Origin of the sequence: Neisseria weixii (genome assembly GCF_002327085.1) — a bacterium.
Lineage (GTDB): Bacteria > Pseudomonadota > Gammaproteobacteria > Burkholderiales > Neisseriaceae > Neisseria > Neisseria weixii.
Genome location: NZ_CP023429.1, coordinates 2,494,213 through 2,511,904 on the forward strand (window position 1 = coordinate 2,494,213; position 17,692 = coordinate 2,511,904).

The following is a 17,692-nucleotide window of genomic DNA, read 5'->3' on the forward strand; positions in this document are numbered from 1 at the left end:
AAGGAACCCGCCATGCAGAGCTTATCCCCCGAATTGCAACAGCGCGCCGCCGCCATTAAATTGTTGATTTTAGACGTGGACGGCGTGTTGACCGACGGCCATATCTACATCCGCGACACCGGCGAAGAAATCAAATCTTTCCACACGCTAGACGGCCACGGCATCAAAATGCTGGCAGCCAGCGGCGTTCAGACGGCCATTATTACCGGCCGCGATGCGCCATCGGTCAGCATCCGCGTGCAGCAATTGGGCATTGCCCATTATTTCAAAGGCATTCACGATAAGCGTGCGGCCTATGCGCAATTACGGGAACAAGCGGGTGTGGCGGAACACGAATGCGCATTTGTCGGCGACGATGTGGTTGATTTGCCGGTGATGGTACGCTGCGGATTGCCGGTAGCCGTGCCCGAAGCGCATTGGTTTACACGGGAACATGCGGCCTACATCACCCGACGCCCCGCCGGCAAAGGCGCGGTGCGCGAAGTATGCGATTTGATTATGCAGACGCAAGGCACGTTGCAGCCTGCTTTGAACGAGTATATCAAATGAAAATAAGATGGCACTACGGTCTCGCTTTTCCTTTGATTCTGGCTGTCGTGCTCGGCGGCCTGTCGGCTTGGCTCGGCCGTATCAGCGAGATTCAAACGGAAGAAGTACAACTCAATCCCGATGAGCCGCAATATTGGATGGGCGGTATGGAAGGCAAACGTTTTGATGAGCAAGGTAATTTGCAAGAGCATTTCACCGCTACCGAAGCGTTCCAATTGCCCAACAGCAAAGACGTGCATTTCCGTTCCCCTAAGCTTGACGTACATCAGCAAGGCAAGCCCGCTTACCAAGTGAAAGGCAAAGAAGGCCTATATAACACCGATACGCGTGTTGCCGTGTTCCAAAAAGAAGTATTGCTGACCAAACCGGCCGATGCCACCCATCCTGCCGGCACGGTCAAAACCGAATTTATTCATGTCGACACCCGGATCCAGTTTGCCCAAACCGAGCATCCGGTTGAATTTACCTACGGTCAATCCCACGGCTCTTCTGTCGGCATGACTTACGACCACACCAAAGGTTTACTCAATTTCCCATCAAAAGTGAAAGCCACGATTTATGATGCTAAAAATCTTTAAAGCCGCCGCATTGTCCGCCCTGATGATCAGTGCGCCTGCTTTCGCGCTGCAAAGCGACAGCCGCCAACCGATTCAGATCGAAGCCGATCAAGGCTCGCTCGACCAAGCCAAACAGACTACCACCTTCAGCGGCAACGTCATCATCAAACAAGGCACGCTGAATATCAATGCCGCCAACGTTACCGTTTCGCGTAACGACAAAGGCGAACAATTGATGAAAGCCAACGGCTCGCCCGTGCATTTCAGCCAGCAGCTTGACGGCAACAAAGGCACGGTCAACGGCCAAGGCAACCAAGTCGAATACGCCTCGGCTACCGGCTTGGTGACGCTTACCGGCAATGCCAAAGTGCAACGCGGTGGGGATGTCGCCCAAGGCGCGGTGATTACCTACAATATGCGCACCGAAGTCTATACCATTCACGGCGGCTCGAAACAGGCCGGTGTGAAATCACCGGCCAAATCCGGCCGCGTGAGCGTGGTGATTCAGCCGACTTCGACCAAACAATAAACTGAGGCCGTCTGAACCTTTTGTTAAACCAAGCTTTCAGACGGCCTATCCAACCTTGATTCCGCTTAAAGAACAGATTATGACTGCACCAGCCAGCCGCCTTGTCGCCCAAGGCCTGCAAAAAAGTTTCAAAAAACGCCAAGTTGTGGAAGATTTTTCGCTGGAAATCGAAAGCGGCGAAGTGGTCGGCCTGCTCGGCCCCAACGGCGCGGGCAAAACCACCAGCTTCTACATGATTGTCGGCCTGATTGCTGCCGATGGCGGCAGCGTCACGCTCGACGGCCAAGAATTGCGCCACCTGCCGATTCATGAACGTGCGCGCTTGGGCGTAGGCTATCTGCCTCAAGAAGCCTCGATTTTCCGCAAAATGACCGTCGAACAAAACATCCGCGCCATTTTAGAAATCAGCCTGAAAGACAAAAGCGGCATCGACGGCGAAATCGACAAACTGTTGGCCGATTTGAACATCGAGCGTCTTCGCCACAACCCGGCACCATCGTTATCGGGCGGTGAACGACGCCGCGTGGAAATCGCCCGCGTCTTAGCAATGAAACCGCGTTTTATTCTGCTGGACGAACCCTTCGCCGGTGTCGATCCTTTGGCGGTCATCGATATTCAAAAAATCATCGAATTCCTCAAATCGCGCGGCATCGGCGTATTGATTACCGACCACAACGTGCGCGAAACCTTAAGTATTTGTGACCGCGCCTACATCATCAGCGAAGGCACGGTATTGGCTTCAGGCAACCCGGACGACTTGGTCAATGACGAAAAAGTACGTGCTGTGTATTTGGGCGAAAATTTCAAATACTGATACCCTGAAACCCGCCTTTTATTGATAAATATGAAAAGAGGCCGTCTGAAAAATAGTAACCACGCTCATTTTGTGGTAACTTATTTCAGACGGCCTTTCATGTTTCCCCGTAAACGCACGCGGCAACATGGCCGGCACTAAAAAAATAAACGAAAAACGCAACTTACTTATCCTATGAATCCCAATTTCGGCTTAAAACTCAAGCAAACCCAGCAGCTCAACCAAAGGCTGCAACAAGCCTTGCGCGTATTGCAGATGTCCAACCAAGACATCGAGCGCGAAGTAGAAGACTGGCTGCAGGAAAACCCCTTACTCGAACGCCCCGAATCTGATGAATTCAGCGATGCCGAGCTCAACAACAGCCTTTCCGCAGCCCTACCGCGCAGCAACCAAATCGGCGGCGACGATGCCGAAGATGCTTGGCTCAATGTCGCCGAAGAAGAAGATTTCAATGCTTATCTGCATGCACAAGTGTGCGAACACCCTCTTTCCCAAACCGAAGCCGCCCACGTCCACATTCTGATTGATTTTCTTGACGATCAAGGCTACTTTTCCGACAGCCTATCGGAAGTCATCGACCATACGCCGCTGGACTGGATGCTGGATGAAGACGATTTGCAAAACGCGCTCGACATCCTGCAAACCTTCGACCCGCCGGGTGTCGCCGCCGCAGACATTACCGAATCCCTTATGCTGCAACTGATGCGCCAGCCCCTTCACCCGAACGCCAACTGGCCGGCCATCTGATACAAAGCTCATTTGAACAGCTGGGCAAAAACCGCCAGCAAAATATTCAGCGTTTCCAAAAAATGTATCCCGAATCCACGCCCGAATCCATTCAGACGGCCTTGGATTTGATTGCATCACTCAACCCCTACCCCGCCTACGGTTTCGCTTCTGCCGAGCCGACCGCCTACATTCAACCCGACGTATGGGTCAGAGAAACGGCTGATGGCTGGAAAGTCAGCGGCAACGAAGCGGCTTGGCCTAAAATCCAAATCAACCGCGAATATGCCGAGCTGCTGCAAGACATCGGAGACGCATCGCCCGAATGGAAAGAAAAGCTCCAAGAAGCGCGCCAAAAAATAGACAGCTTGGAATTGCGCAAAAGCACGGTTATCCGCTTGGCCGAATACATCGTTGAGCGGCAAGAAGATTTTTTCATCTTCGGCGAAATCGGCTTGGTACCCATGCTGCTCAAAGATGCCGCCGCCGAATTGGAGCTGGCCGAATCAACCATTTCAAGAGCCGCCAATCAAAAATATTTAGCTTGCCCACGCGGTTTATTTGCGTTACGCTATTTCTTCACACAAGCAATCAGTACCGACAGCGACAACGAAGGCGTCAGCCAAGGTGCGGTTAAAGCCATGCTCAAGCAATTGGTTGACAGCGAAAACGCGCACAAACCTCATTCCGATGAAGCCTTGGTGCAGCTCTTAAAACAGCAAGGCGTTGAAATTGCCCGCCGCACTGTCGCCAAATACAGGGAGTCACTCGGTATTCCGCCTGCGCACAAGCGCAAGCTTATCGGCTGAACACAAGATTTTTATGCCCGTCACGTTGGCGGATTTACTCACCGAAGGAGTTTTATTATGAACCCGAAAATTACCGGTCTGAATTTTGATGTTACCGAAGCGATTAAAAACTATGTGTCTGAAAAATTGGAACGCATCAACCGCCATGCCGCCAATGTGATTTCCGTGACCATTACCCTGTCGGTTGAAAAAGTGAATCAAAAAGCCGAAGCCGATTTGCACTTGGCCGGTAAAGATTTGCACGTCGAAGCGGTAGAACAAGACATGTACGCCGCGATTGACGTATTAATGGATAAATTGGATCGGGCGGTGTTGAAGCATAAAGAAAAAAGCAATGATACCCGCGCCCCACGCCCTGCCGATGTGGTTGGCACCGAACAAGAATAAATGCTTATTAAGAGGCCGTCTGAAAATTTTCAGACGGCATTTTTTATGATTGATCATTCATTCGTTTTTCAACTAACGATACAAATATAGTTAATTAAAATAAAAACAGGACACTAAAGTCTGTTGACAATTAACGCAACTGTAAGGTAGCGCGCGTTTTGTCATAGTTTTGCGTTTTTTTGTCATAGCTTCCCTGTAGTTTATCCATGACAAAAAAACGCAAAATCTAAAATTTAACCACCATATTATCCTCATAAGAAACCCCCTTAGCCATCTTGACAGGTAACTTATGTATTTGTGCATCTGCAAACTTACTCCAAGCCTGCGGTTCGTACTCTTTTAAATAGTCAAGATACTCACAAATCTCACTCCGATTGCTGCTGAATAAGATGAAAGGCGGACGTGTCAGGTGGATTAGCTTCAGAAATGCGACCATATTGAAATATTTCTCGTTCTTGTAGGCAAATTGCTCCGTGCCCACATAAGGCGGATCAAGTACAAATAAGATATTCTCGCCATGCTGATAATGGTGCATGAGATTTTCGTAGTCCTCAGAAACAATTTCCAACCCGTCCAAATAACCATCACACGTATTAAACGGGGTTTTGCGCACCTTGTTATAAAATTCCCAGCCCAATAATTGCGCAATATCAACTGCCTGTTTGGTACTAAAAAGCAGCCATGATGATAACACCCTGACATCAATTGCACCGTCGAAATTACGGATGGCCGATTTTACTGCCGCTTCCACATCCTGCGGCAATCTCACTTCTCTTGGCACGTCTTTTGTAAGTGCCTGAATCTCTGCCAATAGGCGGTTGTAATCAGGGATATTATTTAATCTTTCGGCATACCCATCGAAGTCATTATAGATGACTCGCGCTGCGGGTTTATTGCGTTTGGCGGTATGTGCCAATAGGCCGCTGCCGCCGAATACGTCGACAATCACCCACCCCGCACCATCATCAGGAATTTGTTTCAAAGACTCTTTAAATAATTGTAGAAAAAACCGTTTCTGTCCAACAAAAGGGATCGGGGCTTGATTCCAAACTTTAGTCACTTTTTAATCTCCGGTGCTCGCGGCACTCGAAGACAAAGCTCAAAGGCTTATTTAAATTGATTGAATGTTTTGCAACGCGGACATTTGATTTGTACACAGCCACATCCTTTAGCCAGCAGCTTGTTACAATTCATACACCGCATTTCATTTGAGATTTTTTCGGGCGGGGGAACCTGTTGAACATGACATTATTTAAATTCCGTTCTGGTAAATCTATTTTCTGCTATGCCGTCTCTTCTTCCATTGCCATCCAATGCAATATCAAGTTATTGCCCCAGTAGTTGCAGCGGATGCTGAACATCTCTTCGGTCACGGTGACTATCTCAATAAATCGCCAGCTTGGCGTATCTGTGCGTTGCTGGGCAAGGGTCACTACCGGCACTTTTTTAAAAGGCTTTTTAAATCTGATGTTATAAACAGATGAATTGGCAATTGCGCCATTAAGTAAGCCTGTCCATCCTGATAAATCGTTTTTCAGAACGGCATCATTGAACACCACACGTCCTCTTTGGATATTGAGTGGTGCGGCTTGCTCCTTGCGGCTGTTTAACTCTTCTGCCACCGCTATAGACAATGCTTCGATTCGCTCTTCCAAGGTCATTTTAGGGCTGCCTTAAATCGTGCGGCGAAGTCGGTATCGGTATCGCCTAAGTTAAGGGTGGTTTCGACGGCGTTTTTTTGCTCGGCCGTCAATTCCTGCGCCTCATCGATGCGCAGACGTTTGCCGATTTGCTCGGCCATCGTTGCCGCGCCGCTTTTGTCTTCTTTAATGTAATCACCGATTTCTTTTAGCGTATCGTAAGCGGTATCTGCGCCGTCTAAGATTTGATTGCGGATGTTTTGGCCTTCGGCGGCAATCAATTGCTCGGTTTTTTGGCTGGAATATACGGTTGTGGCTGATGCTGCCGATACGTCGTCAATCAATGCGCCGCCGGCCTGATTGTTGTCAACCATGCTTTTAAGCTCATTGATGGCCCCGACCAAGCTGTTTTTGTCGCTGGTTTGCAAGTTGGTTTTTTGGCCGATGTCGGTGCGGATGCCTTTAATGGCGGCTCCGGCGGCATCGATAAACTGGTTAATACGGTCAATCAGTTTCATTTTTTTTCCTAAATCAGTTGAGGGCAAGAATAAATCGGGCGACGAAATCAGGGGCTTCTTGGCTGCTTTTGCTTTGTGCGAGCCACTCGGTAAAATCGTCAAACGACTTGTCGCGGTTGCCGGGCTGCGCGAGCCACACGCGGTATAAATCGTCATCGTATCGATGGCCGGCATGTTCGATGTTGCCGCGGTATACTTTAAAATCAGTCAGCATGGCTGGTACTCTTGATAATGTTGACGGCAATGTCGCCGCTGTATTGGGTCAGGCCGTCTGAAAGGCGGGTGAACATCACATCGGTCACATATTGGCCGGCATCGAGTGCGGCGCAGACACCGGCAGTCAAAGTCAGTAAAACGCGCGGTGTTTCGGGGTAGACGGATACGTCAAAATCCGCCACGGTATCACCGCCGTGTTTGCGCCGCAATTGGGCAACGGCGGTCACGCCTGTCAGCGACGAAATGCCGTAATCATCCAAAATATCGAATAAAACGGTAATTTCCACCGTTTCGCCGCGCTTGAACCTCAATTCGGGATTTTTTGTCATGTCACACTCCCAACTCAATCAACCGCAAATCCGGGGCTTGGCTCAAGATTTTGTTGGTCTTAATGTCGTAAAACACTTTATTGCCGATTGCCGCCTGACCGCTCAGCACCAAATTACTGCCGCCCTGCGAGCGCGCCGCCCATGCGCCGCCACCCAAGTCGCCGGTGATTTGGGCAACGCCTTGCTGCTGACGGCTTAAAATGCTGCTTAATCTTTGATAGTTATTCATACGTCAAAAATCTTTAAAGGCCGTCTGAAACGGTTTAATCGTCCAAATAACGGTCTATGCTCAAGGTTTGCGTCACCACCGGCGCATCGTCGGCAACGGATACGTCCAGCGTTACGCCGGTAACCACGCCTTGCCACATGCCGACCGGCTCTTGGATTTGCCAAATCTGCCCCAGCGCGGCCAAAGGGATGGCGTACTTGTCGGATACCGGCAGCGTCACCGTCTCTTTTTTATGGATTCCCGTGGCACTCAAGGCGGTGATACCGGCGGCAGTCAACACGGCTTGGTCGGTGTAGAGCGCGCCGCTCAAAGCCGATGCGCGCGGCTCGCGGCCGCTGCCGCTGCGGTAAATGTCGCCGCCCACACCTTTGTCATGGTTTGCCCAAACGAATACGCCGTTGGCTTTTTCCGACACGCTGCGCCGGCCGCTGATTTTGATAATCACGCTGGACGGCACGGCGACATCAGGGGCGGCAGAATCAATCTCCCACGCAGCCTTAGGCCATTTCGGTTTGAGCCGTACCACGGCTTCGGCTCGGTCACTCTCGACAAAACCGCCTGCAGCGGCCGCCAGCTCCTGCAGCACGGCCATCGGCGTTTTGTCCGTCACGGAATACACATCGGCAGGAATCAGCCAATCGGCGATGCCCCAGCCGTCCAGCTTGACGCTGCCGAACTTAAGCTGCCCGTTGGCGATTTGCGCCGCATAAATCGGGTTGCGGTAAGTGCCGTCGCCTTTTGCCGCGTAGTCGTCGCCCAGCAGGGCCGTTTGGCTGCGCCCGGTAACGGTGTAGGATTTTTGGCCGAACTGTCGGTTGTCGCTGTAATCCTCGGCCATGAAAACAAAATTATCGCCATTAATGCGGCAACTGATTAAGGCCGGGCTGCCTTTGGCGCGTCCGTCGATATTGAGCCGCACGAAATCATCAGGCGGCAGGGTCACGCTGCCCTGCCAGCAGTAGCCGCCGGTGTCGCAGGTAAAGGAAGCCGACAAGAGATTGAGCGGCCGGCCGTCAACGGCGGCGGAAACGGTGTTTTGCATGATGTAGCCTTTTAAAATCGGGGTGGCCGATTGGTCAAAACAGGCAAACGGCAACGGTATGGCGTGGGCGGCGTGGGCGATTTTGCGCCGCTGAAACCGCAATGCCATGCGGTTGGACGGCGGACGGATGCCGCAGATATAGGTCTTTTCGGTGTTGTCCGGTTCCGGCTCGAGCGGAATCTCGTAGTATTCGCACGGCACGCTTAAGGCCGGTTGGTATCGGGGGTGCAGACAGGCCGCCAAATCCTGCGCCGCGTGCAAGTCCGAATCCAAACACAAGCCCACTGCACCGCTCGCACTGGTACGGGGTTGCGTGCAGGTATCGACAAACAGGCCGGAAACCGCCGACGTGTCGTCATGATTGCCGTTTGCCCGAACCGCGCTGCCGCTTGTGTGCGGTTGCTCACAGCGTCTCAAATCGGCAATACCGCCGGTTTGCACATGGCCGCAGCCGCCGAGTTTTTCAGACGGCCTGTAATGTGCGGCGGTATCACGGCGCACATCGGCCAAAGCGTCGGTAAACGGCTCTAAACACACCGACACATCCGACGCGGCATCCCACGCCGTCTGAAAAGGCAGCCGCAAAGCGGCATGGGTATAACCGGCACCCCGGCAAACCGCTGCCGACCCGACCGCGTGCTGCACAAATCCCCATCCTTGAGACACACGCGCATAACCGTCGTCAGGCTTGGGCTGCGGCAAAGGGTTATCCGGCTGCTGCCCCGTATCATGGGGCGGCGTGTCATCACCGGCATAGCCCAAAGGCCGTCTGAAAGGCAACGGCAGGCGGTTGGCTTCAGACCGCCCGTCAATCCGCTGCGCAAACGGCAGCGGTATGGCATTGGCGGTGTATTTTTTAGGGTCGGACATTTCAGACGGCCTCTCAGCCGTCTGAATCTACATACGGCTTAATGTAGTCGTAGCTCACCGGCTCGTATTGTTTTTTGTAGTCGCGCGCAACCATCATGTACTCTTTATCGGTGTTGAGACGGTCAAAACGGTAACTGCCGTCAGGCTTGCTCCATGTGTCGGCGATGCATTCCATCGCGGGTAGGGCAAACAGGTAGATGCGGCGTGACGCGGGTTGGCCGTCGACGGTGACGATGCCGTCTGCTTCGCCGGCGATGCAGCCCTTGCCGCCGTATTTATGGTGTGCCGACCTTAAAAAACAGTTACTTTGCAACAAATGGTTTTGATAACTCAATTGCCTGTAATAAAATACCGGGCGGCTGCGGAAAAACAGGTCGGCCATCACATTTCCCACGCATTAAGGTTGACCAGCATGCCCCGGCCATTAACTCTGCAATAAAGGTATTGGTCACCGCTGCCGTCAAGATCCTTAAAAATCTTGCCAAACGGCACTTCGTTTGACGTAGGCATATCCTCGAAAATCATCATACAGCCGGGTAAAGAGCCGGCAAGCATGTTCAATGAGTTGGCAGTCTCCAACAGATAGCAGTCGTCGGCACAAAACCCGCCGGTAGCCGGGTTAGGGTATTTAACAGAATAATAACCGTTAGCTTTAGAAACTATCCTTCCTCCTGCCCCCGATAAATAGTCATAGCTGCGCGCATATTGGATATGCAAACTCCCGCCGGTATAAGCAGCTGACCCAAACCCGCCCACAAAACCCAAACACAAATTACCGGACTGCCGATCAGCAACCGACGGGAATAAGCCAAAATAAAGAAAGCCGCATTCTCTAGACGACGATGAATCAGAGGTAACCAAAACAAATGCTCTGCCATTGCCAACAAGCCACCACTTACCGGAACCTTTAAATGACGAATAACTAAAACCACACCAGGCCTCGGAATTGACAATTTCACCGTTTGAAATTGATGTCGGGTTTAAAATAATCCGACAACGCGCTCCTGAGTCGGTCTGGTTGCCGGTATTGCCCCGCCAAGAATCATCCGCTGACAGCGCCCAGCCTTCCGCCTCGTCATCCTTCGGCGCGAAAACAGCTTTATAATCCTCCTCAAAGCTGATTTTCCACCCTAACGGCTCTTTACGGTTGTCTCCATCGCCGTAACCGCTAATCAAGCACGCTTTTAAAACGGTTTTAATTGAGCCTTGGGTATAGCTGACCTGAGGCGCACCCGGGTCATCCCACTTATATAATTTTACGGGCGTGCGGGTAGTATTAAACATGGTTGAATCCCTAAAAAAACATATGCACTCATTATGCAGAAAAGCCCCGGAAACCGGGGCTTGCACGGATGCACTTTGCGGCTTGGCGGCAGTTTGTCTTCAGCTTCGCAGAAGCCTGCGGCTTTCAGACGGCCTTACCCGGCCACCGTATTGCCGCGCAGACAGGCGGTGAAACCGTCGCGCCCGGCCTGCTTGTCGGGGCTGGGGTGGACGCTGCGCAATACCCATACGGGCAGCGGCGTGCCGAATGTGTTGAACCGGATGCAGTTGCCGCGCTCCCAGCCGCCGCCGAATGCCGCGGCTGGCAGGCGGAAATACGGTTTGCCGGTGGCCGGATTGGCGGGTGCCAATCCGGTCAGCGTGTCCGATGCCAACACCAAGCCCAACTGCTCGCCGTAGAGCCGGTATTGGCTCTCGCCGGTAAACTGTATCAGCCAACGCTCGGTAACCGCGCCGTTGCTGGTCAGTTTAAACGGGTAGTCTTTGACGTTGAGTTTGGCCAAAATCTCTTCGCCGCGCATAGCATCCGCCCATACGTTGTCCCACGCCCGCTGGCTGAAAGGCTCGGTGGCGCGCACCAGCAAATCGCCGCCGATGAGCGCGCTGGAAACGTAGGTGTTTTCCTGCGGGTAATCGCGCGACAGGGCGAATTGCAGTTTCAGACGGCCTGAAATATCCACACCGGTGATGCGGTTTTCTTCTTCCCATGCCATTGATGCGGTCAGGGGCATGGCGTATTGCGACAAATCCAGCGGCTCGGAAAAAGTCAGCTCGCCCGTTTTTAAATCCATGCTGTATTTTTCGGCCAGGACGTGTTTGCCGTCGGCGTCCAGCAGACACAGGCGGTCGATGTTTTGGCGGTTAAGCGTGATTTGCTGTCCGCCGGTAAACGACCCGCCCAAATCCTGCTTGAGATGGCTGCCGATGACAATCATGTCGCCTTTGCGGTAAATCGGCACGCGCCCGTCTGACGGCAGCCGCACTGAGTCGATGCCGATAATCGATGAATCCAAGGGCAGATTGTCTTGGGTGACGGCGTTGTAACGCATGGTCGACGGATAAAAGCCGTCGGCGGATTCGACGCTGTAGAAACCTGTCTCATAATCAATAGTGCCGTTGAATGCGCCGGTAATATTGCCGTCGGCATCGGATTTGGCCACGGAATCACCTGCATACACCGTAAAGCTCTCCGGCTTGACCGGAGCAGAATCCGTGCGGCCGGAATAGCTGTACATGAGTGTTTCAGGCCGCTTTACAATGCCTGCCGTGATTTTGAGGCTGCCGCCGTCAACGGCATCATCGGTCAAGTCGACTTTACCGTGATCATCCATGTTGCCGACCATCTGGCCGCTGCCGGATGCGGTATCCCAATTTTTATACAGCACGCCGCCGCGCTCGACGATGTCGGTTTTGCCGTCTGAAAACCGCCATGTGTCAAATACCGCAGTATCGTTGGCATAGCCGCCTTTGAGCGCATCCAACACCAAAGAGCCGCGCACGCTGCCCGATTTGGACTCGGCGGCGGAAGATTCTTTTTTGACCCAAACGATTTTGCCGTTGGGCGTGACCCTTACTTCGCGGTCGGCTATCTCACTTATTCTGACCCGGGAAAAACCTTCACCCGGATCCACATAGCCTTGCCGTGAATCATACACCTTCAAATCTAGCGATGCAGCCGGAATTCTTACTGCGCCGCTTGAATAGTCAATGCTGCCGCCACTCAACAGGTTACCGTCCAAAAGCAGGCCACCCGAGCCGTTGTCAGAAATCACCAAATTAAAAGACCTGGCGGTATAGTTACTTTCGACAATCCGGCGGTCGCCATAACGAAAACGAAAGCGACTGGAAGAGTCAATCAGATATTTAATGTAGATCACCTTTACATTTAGGCTCCCCGACAACACCGCCATAAAACTGCCCGGCGCGGTACGGCCGATGTCTAACACCAAGTTGCCCTTCTTCCATTGGGCTTCGCCTTTTGCATCTGCTGCCGTGTACTCTTCGCGGGCGATGCCGATGTTTCCCGCTCGCACCACGGTCGTTTTAATCACACCCGACGCATAGTCGATGGTGCCGGTGATGTCACCTGTTATGCCGCCTGCGCCGTTGTCCCGGGCGGTTTTGGCTCCACCGTCCGTCCAACTCAGGCGCACGGTGCCGGGCTTGACGGCTTGTCCGATGTCGTACACGCCGTCGCCGCCGCTTGGCGTGCCGACCATCACCGACCCCGCGGCCTTGCCGTCAAAGGTCTGAAAACCGTCGCCGCCCCATTGGAATACGATTTTACTGCCGACATCGGGCATGGCGGGCAGATTAAGAATCACCGAGCCGGACACATACGACACCGTGCCGACCTGTGTGTTGGCCTCGTCACGGATAATACCGTCACCAAAATCTTTCAGGGTGTACCACACGCCCAAAGCCATAAACGACACGGCCAATGCGCCCGGGGCGGGCAGCGGCTTGAGCAGCGGTGCCCATGCTGTGCCTTGGTTGGTCTCTTTGACTTCGACATAGGTAGAGTAACGGGCGGCTGACGACTTGGCACCGAATTGGCCGCTGATGGTGTAGCGGCCGGACGGCAGGTTTTCAATCACACCGCGATGGTAATCGACGGAGTAGCTGTTGCGGCCGTCCGAAAGCAGGCCGGCAGCATTGTCTTTAAAATTGCCCCATGCGATGCTGCCCGGCAAAACCGGCTGCGGGAAATACAGATTACCGCCGTTATGGTATCCCGCAAACACCACGCCCACGGGCGCGGATGGTATCCACATTTCAGACGGCACCGGATATTGGTCGGCGATGGCGGTTTCAACTGTTGATGTCGGCACCAGTTTTTCGTAAATGCCGGACACGGTCAGCGCGGCGTCGCCTTTTTTCAGCGGCGCGGATACGGGTTTGACACCGTAATAGCTGGCCGAATCGGCAACCTGAGTTTCCAAAATCTTAACGGGGGCGTTAGCATATCCCTCGACCGGGTAGTTTACGCCCTCATAATCGTTGACCAGCGGATTGGTAATTTCCATTTTAACCACGCGACGCCGGATTTCTTTGGTTTCTCCGTTTGGCAACGGGATTTCAAACGTGCGGATTTCCGACTCCAAATTCTGGATACGGAAATACTCGTAACGCCGCGCGGCGGCGGAATTTCGGGTATCGGTAAATTCAAGGCAATAACGCTCGCCGACCTTCGGCAGCGGGGCTTCGACGCGCTGGTAGGCCTGAATCAGGCGCACGCCGGACAAATGCCGCCCCATCATGGTCATGCGGCTTTCGACCGTCGGCACGCTGTAGGCTTCGATGCGCGGCATGATGTCCTGCCGCTCTTCGCCGTAATTGCGCGCTTTAAACGCCAAAAACGACACATTCGGCGATTTCGGCGGCTCGCTGATGATGAAATGGCCGCCGTAAAGCGGCTCGGCATCGTTGCGCAACACGGCAGGGTAGAGCAGACGCGCGTCAAAGCTGCCCATTGTGCGGTCAACATCCGACACCGGCGGAAAAATCTCATTATCGGCACCGGTCAGGGGCGTCCCCGTCATCAGGCCGCCGCCGTCCGGCGTGTCGGTCATGCGCTGGCTCGGGTAAATCTGCAAATCCTGCTGGGTAAGGCGGGTGGTTTTATTCATGGTTTAAAGCCTGTTTAAAAAGTCATTAATAAGATTTCGGCGGTGTAGCGTTCGCTGCCCGCTTCAGGCGTGGCATAACGTACAGGCTCGACATTGCCGAGCGCGGAATCGTGCAGGCGGAACACGACATTAAATTCGCGTCCGTCGTAATGGCTAAGCGTCATCTCCAGTTCGGGTGTATCAGACCATTCGCGTAGCCGGCGCACCGTGCCCAGTGTGTGCCATACCCACGAGCCGGACAGCGTAATCGGTCTGCCGTTGAGCTTGACTCCTTGCTGGATAATCAAACCGCCCGACAAAGTCCGCTGCGGCGCGGCTTGCGCCACTTTCGACCACTCAAACTCATCACGCCAGCGTATATCCTGCGGCAGCTCAATCCGTTCATTGGTATCGTTGCGTTTCAGAATCCAAACATCGTTTGCCATTTCAGACGGCCTTTCGTGGTTAATACCTGATTAAAACAAAAGCCCCGCCTGATTGGGCGGGGCATGGCTGCACTTTACGGCTTGGCGGCAGTCTGAAATCAGGTACTGCGCTTTAAACCGTCCTCAAGCTGCTTAAACATACTGTCGACCACAGCCTGATCGCGCTCTTTGAGCACGCTGCTCAGACGGCCCAAGTCGATATTGACCCGCCTGTGCCGATTTGGCGCAACACATCGGCACTCGCACCGGAATTGCTGTTGCCGCCGCCTGAATAGACGGGCGTGCTAACCGATTGGGCTTGCACCCGCTCGGCTTGGCGGTTGCTTTTTTGTTTTTGGTAAATCTGCTCGAGCAACTTGATTTGCTTTTGATATTCCGCCGCCACTTCGGCCTGCTGGAACCGTTGCGCCTCGGCCAATTTCGCCTGCAAATCAGCAAGCTGCTTTTGGTGCTGATACGCATAAGTCGCTTCGGCATTGCCGTTCAGTTCGTCAAGCTGTGCCTGCAAAGACGCGGTAGCATCGCTGGCTTCTTGCCTTAAGGCCTGCATTCGGGCGCGGGCATCTTCAATGGCCGCGCGGAATCGGCTTAATTTGACCTCGCCCAATTTGTCCGCCGCCGCATTGGTCGCAGTGATGGCACGCTGTAGGTCGGCATTATTGACCATGCCGGCTGATGTTGATTGGTTTAACCGCTCCATCGCCGCGTTGGCGTTGGCTATTTTTTCGGTCCAATCTTTAACTTGGGCTGTTACCAAATCAGCGGCCGCGCCGAATTTAACGCCCGAAAATGCACGGTTAAGCTTTTCCATCTCCTCGGTCGTCAGCTTGACATAGCCGTGGGTTTGGCTCATTCGGTAGCCGTAGTCGGTAACGGCTGCCGACGCTTTTTCTGTTGCCTTGGCTGATTCCCCGACGGCATTGGCCGCACGGCGTTCGGCGGATTCGCGCTGCCGCGCGGATTCGGCGGCTTTTTGGTGTGCCTGCACGGCTTGGTCGCCGCCTTTGGCCGTGTTTTGCGCCAATTCCTGCGCGCGCGCGTTGACCTGTTCAATCACTCGGTCGTATTGCGCCGCGCTGATTGAGCCGCTCTCAAAAGCCGCCTGCGCCTGTTTCGCGATTTGGTTAAGCGTAGCAGGGTCTCCGGCCGCCTTAATACTGCCGCCAAGCTGGTCATAAGCCGTTTTGGCCGCACCCGCACCTTTTGCCGCCGCCTCATTAAGGCGCGCGATTTGGTCTTGGGTCAGTTTGGCCGTTTGGCCGTTGGCCTCCAATTGGGCGCGGAATGCTTCAAATTCTTGGCGGCTTTCCAGCTTGCCCATCATCTGCTCGAACGACGCGCGGATCAGGTTGGCACCGTCGATACCGTGCTGCGCCGCCGTTTTCGAGGCCGTCTGAAAATCCGCAAACGCCTGTTTGGCCTTGCTGCTGATGCCGGTGGTGACGGAATCGACATCCACGCCGATTTTGGCGAAGGCTTCGGATACTTTGCCGGCGGCTTTTGGGGCGGCATCGCCGATTTTTTCGATTTCTTCAGCGGTCAGGCCTGCTTCTTTACCGACCTCGTTCAGACGGCCTTTAAGTGCTTCCACTGCCTCAGGGCTGTCCATTTTGGACAAGGCCGCCTGAAACAGCCGCCCCATCTGGTCGGCATCATTACCGAACTGCCGTGCGGCCAGACTGAAACTGTCCAAGGCTTTATTGGCGTTATCGCTCATGCCGGTGGTAACTTGCTGCGTGCTCAAGCCCAATTCTTCCAGCGCGGCGGTGGCGCGTGCCAAATCGCCCGTATCCACACTGATTTTGGCGTTTTTAGCGTCAAGTTCGGCTTTCAAAGCAGCCATTTTTTCTCGGGCAACTCCAAGCTGCACGGCAAATTCGGCATACATGGCGGTGTTTTCACGGCCACCGGCGCGCAAGGCATTGAGCGTGGTTTCCAGCGCGGCGGCTTCTGATGCCGATTGCCGGTATTCGGCTTGCAGGGCTTTGATGGCGGCAGCTTCTGCGGCTGCGGCCTGTTCGGCTTTTTCTTTTTTCAGCGCATTCTGTTTGGCCAGCTCTTCCCCTGCTGCGGCCAATTCACGGGCGGATTGAGCCGATGTTTTGAAATTTTCGTTGTATTTTTCCAGCCCGCCCGTTGTCCAAAGCGAATCGATAATCGCCGGGATACGCGCCAATTCATCTCCGAAGCTGCGCACAATCTCGCTGTTTTTGTAAAGGCCGTCTCCAATTGAGCGGCCTGTCTCAAATGCTGCCCACAATGCCCCTGCATTGGCTGCCACCGATTTCAGCGTACCGCCCAAAGTCGCAATCGAGCCTTTGACCTTGCCCATGCCGGCTCCGTTTGCCGCCGTCAGCTGCACCGTCAATTCACGCGCGGCCTGTGTAGCCGACTGTAAAGATGTGCGCACACCGTTAATGCTGACCTGTTGTTTGGCAAACGATGCCGCCGACGAGCCGCCCGTCAGTCGCACGGCGGTTTCATAGGCTTGCACCGCCAAACGTGCACCGGCATACAGCGCGGCCAACTGGGTGAGAACAGGAAATTCTTGGGCAACTTTAGCCACGCCGCCCGCAACAGAGGCGGCAGCTTCGGCGGCTGTCGTAATCGCGGGCAGCAGCGCGCTGCCGATTTCTGCCGCCGCCACCGAAAATGCTGCTTTGGCACGGTTGATTTGGGCTTCCGTCGTACCCATCACGTTAGCCAGCTCTTCCTGCATGGCACCGGCCACTTTGCTTTTATCACCGACCAAGGCCAAGGCCTTTTCATACTCGCCGAGCGAGCCGACCAAAAGGGCAATATCGTCGCTGTATTCCGTGCCGAACAGTTTCGACAGCACCAGGGCGCGGCTCTGTTTGTCCAAATCCTGCAACTTGCTCAAAAAGCCGGTTAATGCCTGTTGCGGATTGGCGGCGATATTGGCGGCCATCTCATCCGCACTCAAACCTATACTTTTAAGTGCATCTTGGAATCCTGCCCCTTGCGTCTGCGCGGTTTGCAGCTTTTGCAACAGTGCATTGATGGCGGTAGCCGCCACTTCGGGCGGTTTGCCCAAAGCAATAAAGGCATCGGCAAGCGCTGCGGCTTCCTCCGCCGCCAAGCCGAACTGATTGGCCGTACCGCCGATGCGCGCCATTGC

At 53.9% G+C, this 17,692-nt stretch carries 18 protein-coding genes and 1 pseudogene; 6 read left to right on the forward strand and 13 right to left on the reverse strand.

What is annotated here, in order from left to right; translation table 11 throughout:
* Positions 1-12 precede the first annotated feature (12 nt).
* From CGZ65_RS12490 to hpf, 6 genes and pseudogenes are all read left to right on the forward strand, one after another.
* Positions 13-549, forward strand: a complete 537-nt coding sequence (locus CGZ65_RS12490) for a KdsC family phosphatase (protein ID WP_096296041.1) — start codon at positions 13-15, stop codon at positions 547-549.
* Entirely contained in the window at positions 546-1,127 is a 582-nt protein-coding gene (lptC, locus tag CGZ65_RS12495; protein ID WP_096296042.1) for an LPS export ABC transporter periplasmic protein LptC, read from the forward strand. The genes CGZ65_RS12490 and lptC overlap by 4 nt, the downstream gene beginning before the upstream one ends.
* Positions 1,108-1,635 carry a lipopolysaccharide transport periplasmic protein LptA gene (lptA, locus tag CGZ65_RS12500; RefSeq protein ID WP_096296043.1) on the forward strand — a complete coding sequence of 176 codons (528 nt, stop codon included), beginning with the start codon at positions 1,108-1,110 and terminating at the stop codon, positions 1,633-1,635. Before lptC ends, lptA begins: the two co-directional genes overlap by 20 nt.
* A 79-nt stretch (positions 1,636-1,714) precedes the next feature.
* Positions 1,715-2,449, forward strand: coding sequence for an LPS export ABC transporter ATP-binding protein (lptB, locus tag CGZ65_RS12505; RefSeq protein ID WP_096296200.1), 735 nt, complete (start codon positions 1,715-1,717; stop codon positions 2,447-2,449).
* Between the two features lie 174 nt (positions 2,450-2,623).
* Positions 2,624-3,984, forward strand: a pseudogene (rpoN, locus tag CGZ65_RS14980) (RNA polymerase factor sigma-54).
* A gap of 57 nt (positions 3,985-4,041) precedes the next feature.
* Complete coding sequence (hpf, locus tag CGZ65_RS12515; protein ID WP_096296044.1) at positions 4,042-4,371, forward strand: ribosome hibernation-promoting factor, HPF/YfiA family; 330 nt, start codon at positions 4,042-4,044, stop codon at positions 4,369-4,371.
* A gap of 226 nt (positions 4,372-4,597) precedes the next feature.
* Here the strand turns inward: hpf and CGZ65_RS12520 are convergent, their stop codons facing one another.
* From CGZ65_RS12520 to CGZ65_RS12580, 13 genes are all read right to left on the reverse strand, one after another.
* Complete coding sequence (locus CGZ65_RS12520) at positions 4,598-5,431, reverse strand: DNA adenine methylase (RefSeq protein WP_096294379.1); 834 nt, start codon at positions 5,429-5,431, stop codon at positions 4,598-4,600.
* A 47-nt stretch (positions 5,432-5,478) separates the two neighbouring features.
* A complete protein-coding gene (locus CGZ65_RS12525) occupies positions 5,479-5,574 on the reverse strand; it encodes a Com family DNA-binding transcriptional regulator (protein ID WP_096294378.1) in 96 nt (31 codons plus the stop codon).
* A gap of 80 nt (positions 5,575-5,654) precedes the next feature.
* Positions 5,655-6,032, reverse strand: coding sequence for an H-type lectin domain-containing protein (locus CGZ65_RS12530; protein ID WP_096294377.1), 378 nt, complete (start codon positions 6,030-6,032; stop codon positions 5,655-5,657).
* Positions 6,029-6,529: a hypothetical protein gene (locus CGZ65_RS12535; RefSeq protein ID WP_096294376.1), complete on the reverse strand. Its 501-nt coding sequence runs from the start codon at positions 6,527-6,529 to the stop codon at positions 6,029-6,031. Before CGZ65_RS12535 ends, CGZ65_RS12530 begins: the two co-directional genes overlap by 4 nt.
* 13 nt (positions 6,530-6,542) lie before the next feature.
* On the reverse strand, positions 6,543-6,743 hold the full coding sequence (locus tag CGZ65_RS12540; protein ID WP_096294375.1) for a hypothetical protein: 201 nt from the start codon (positions 6,741-6,743) through the stop codon (positions 6,543-6,545).
* Positions 6,733-7,074 (reverse strand): hypothetical protein, encoded by a 342-nt coding sequence (locus CGZ65_RS12545; RefSeq protein ID WP_096294374.1) that lies wholly within the window; start codon positions 7,072-7,074, stop codon positions 6,733-6,735. Before CGZ65_RS12545 ends, CGZ65_RS12540 begins: the two co-directional genes overlap by 11 nt.
* Before the next feature lies 1 nt (position 7,075).
* Entirely contained in the window at positions 7,076-7,303 is a 228-nt protein-coding gene (locus CGZ65_RS12550) for a hypothetical protein (protein WP_096294373.1), read from the reverse strand.
* 34 nt (positions 7,304-7,337) lie between these two features.
* Complete coding sequence (locus CGZ65_RS12555) at positions 7,338-9,215, reverse strand: hypothetical protein (RefSeq protein WP_096294372.1); 1,878 nt, start codon at positions 9,213-9,215, stop codon at positions 7,338-7,340.
* Between the two features lie 13 nt (positions 9,216-9,228).
* Complete coding sequence (locus CGZ65_RS12560) at positions 9,229-9,597, reverse strand: hypothetical protein (protein ID WP_096294371.1); 369 nt, start codon at positions 9,595-9,597, stop codon at positions 9,229-9,231.
* The gene (locus tag CGZ65_RS12565) at positions 9,597-10,499 is read right to left on the reverse strand and encodes a hypothetical protein (RefSeq protein ID WP_096294370.1); all 903 of its coding nucleotides are present in this window, start codon (positions 10,497-10,499) and stop codon (positions 9,597-9,599) included. The genes CGZ65_RS12560 and CGZ65_RS12565 overlap by 1 nt, the downstream gene beginning before the upstream one ends.
* A 134-nt stretch (positions 10,500-10,633) precedes the next feature.
* Positions 10,634-14,128 carry a hypothetical protein gene (locus CGZ65_RS12570; RefSeq protein WP_096294369.1) on the reverse strand — a complete coding sequence of 1,165 codons (3,495 nt, stop codon included), beginning with the start codon at positions 14,126-14,128 and terminating at the stop codon, positions 10,634-10,636.
* Positions 14,129-14,142: 14 nt separating this feature from the next.
* Complete coding sequence (locus CGZ65_RS12575; RefSeq protein WP_096294368.1) at positions 14,143-14,553, reverse strand: hypothetical protein; 411 nt, start codon at positions 14,551-14,553, stop codon at positions 14,143-14,145.
* A gap of 181 nt (positions 14,554-14,734) precedes the next feature.
* Positions 14,735-17,689 carry a phage tail tape measure protein gene (locus CGZ65_RS12580; protein ID WP_096296045.1) on the reverse strand — a complete coding sequence of 985 codons (2,955 nt, stop codon included), beginning with the start codon at positions 17,687-17,689 and terminating at the stop codon, positions 14,735-14,737.
* Between the last annotated feature and the right edge of the window lie 3 nt (positions 17,690-17,692).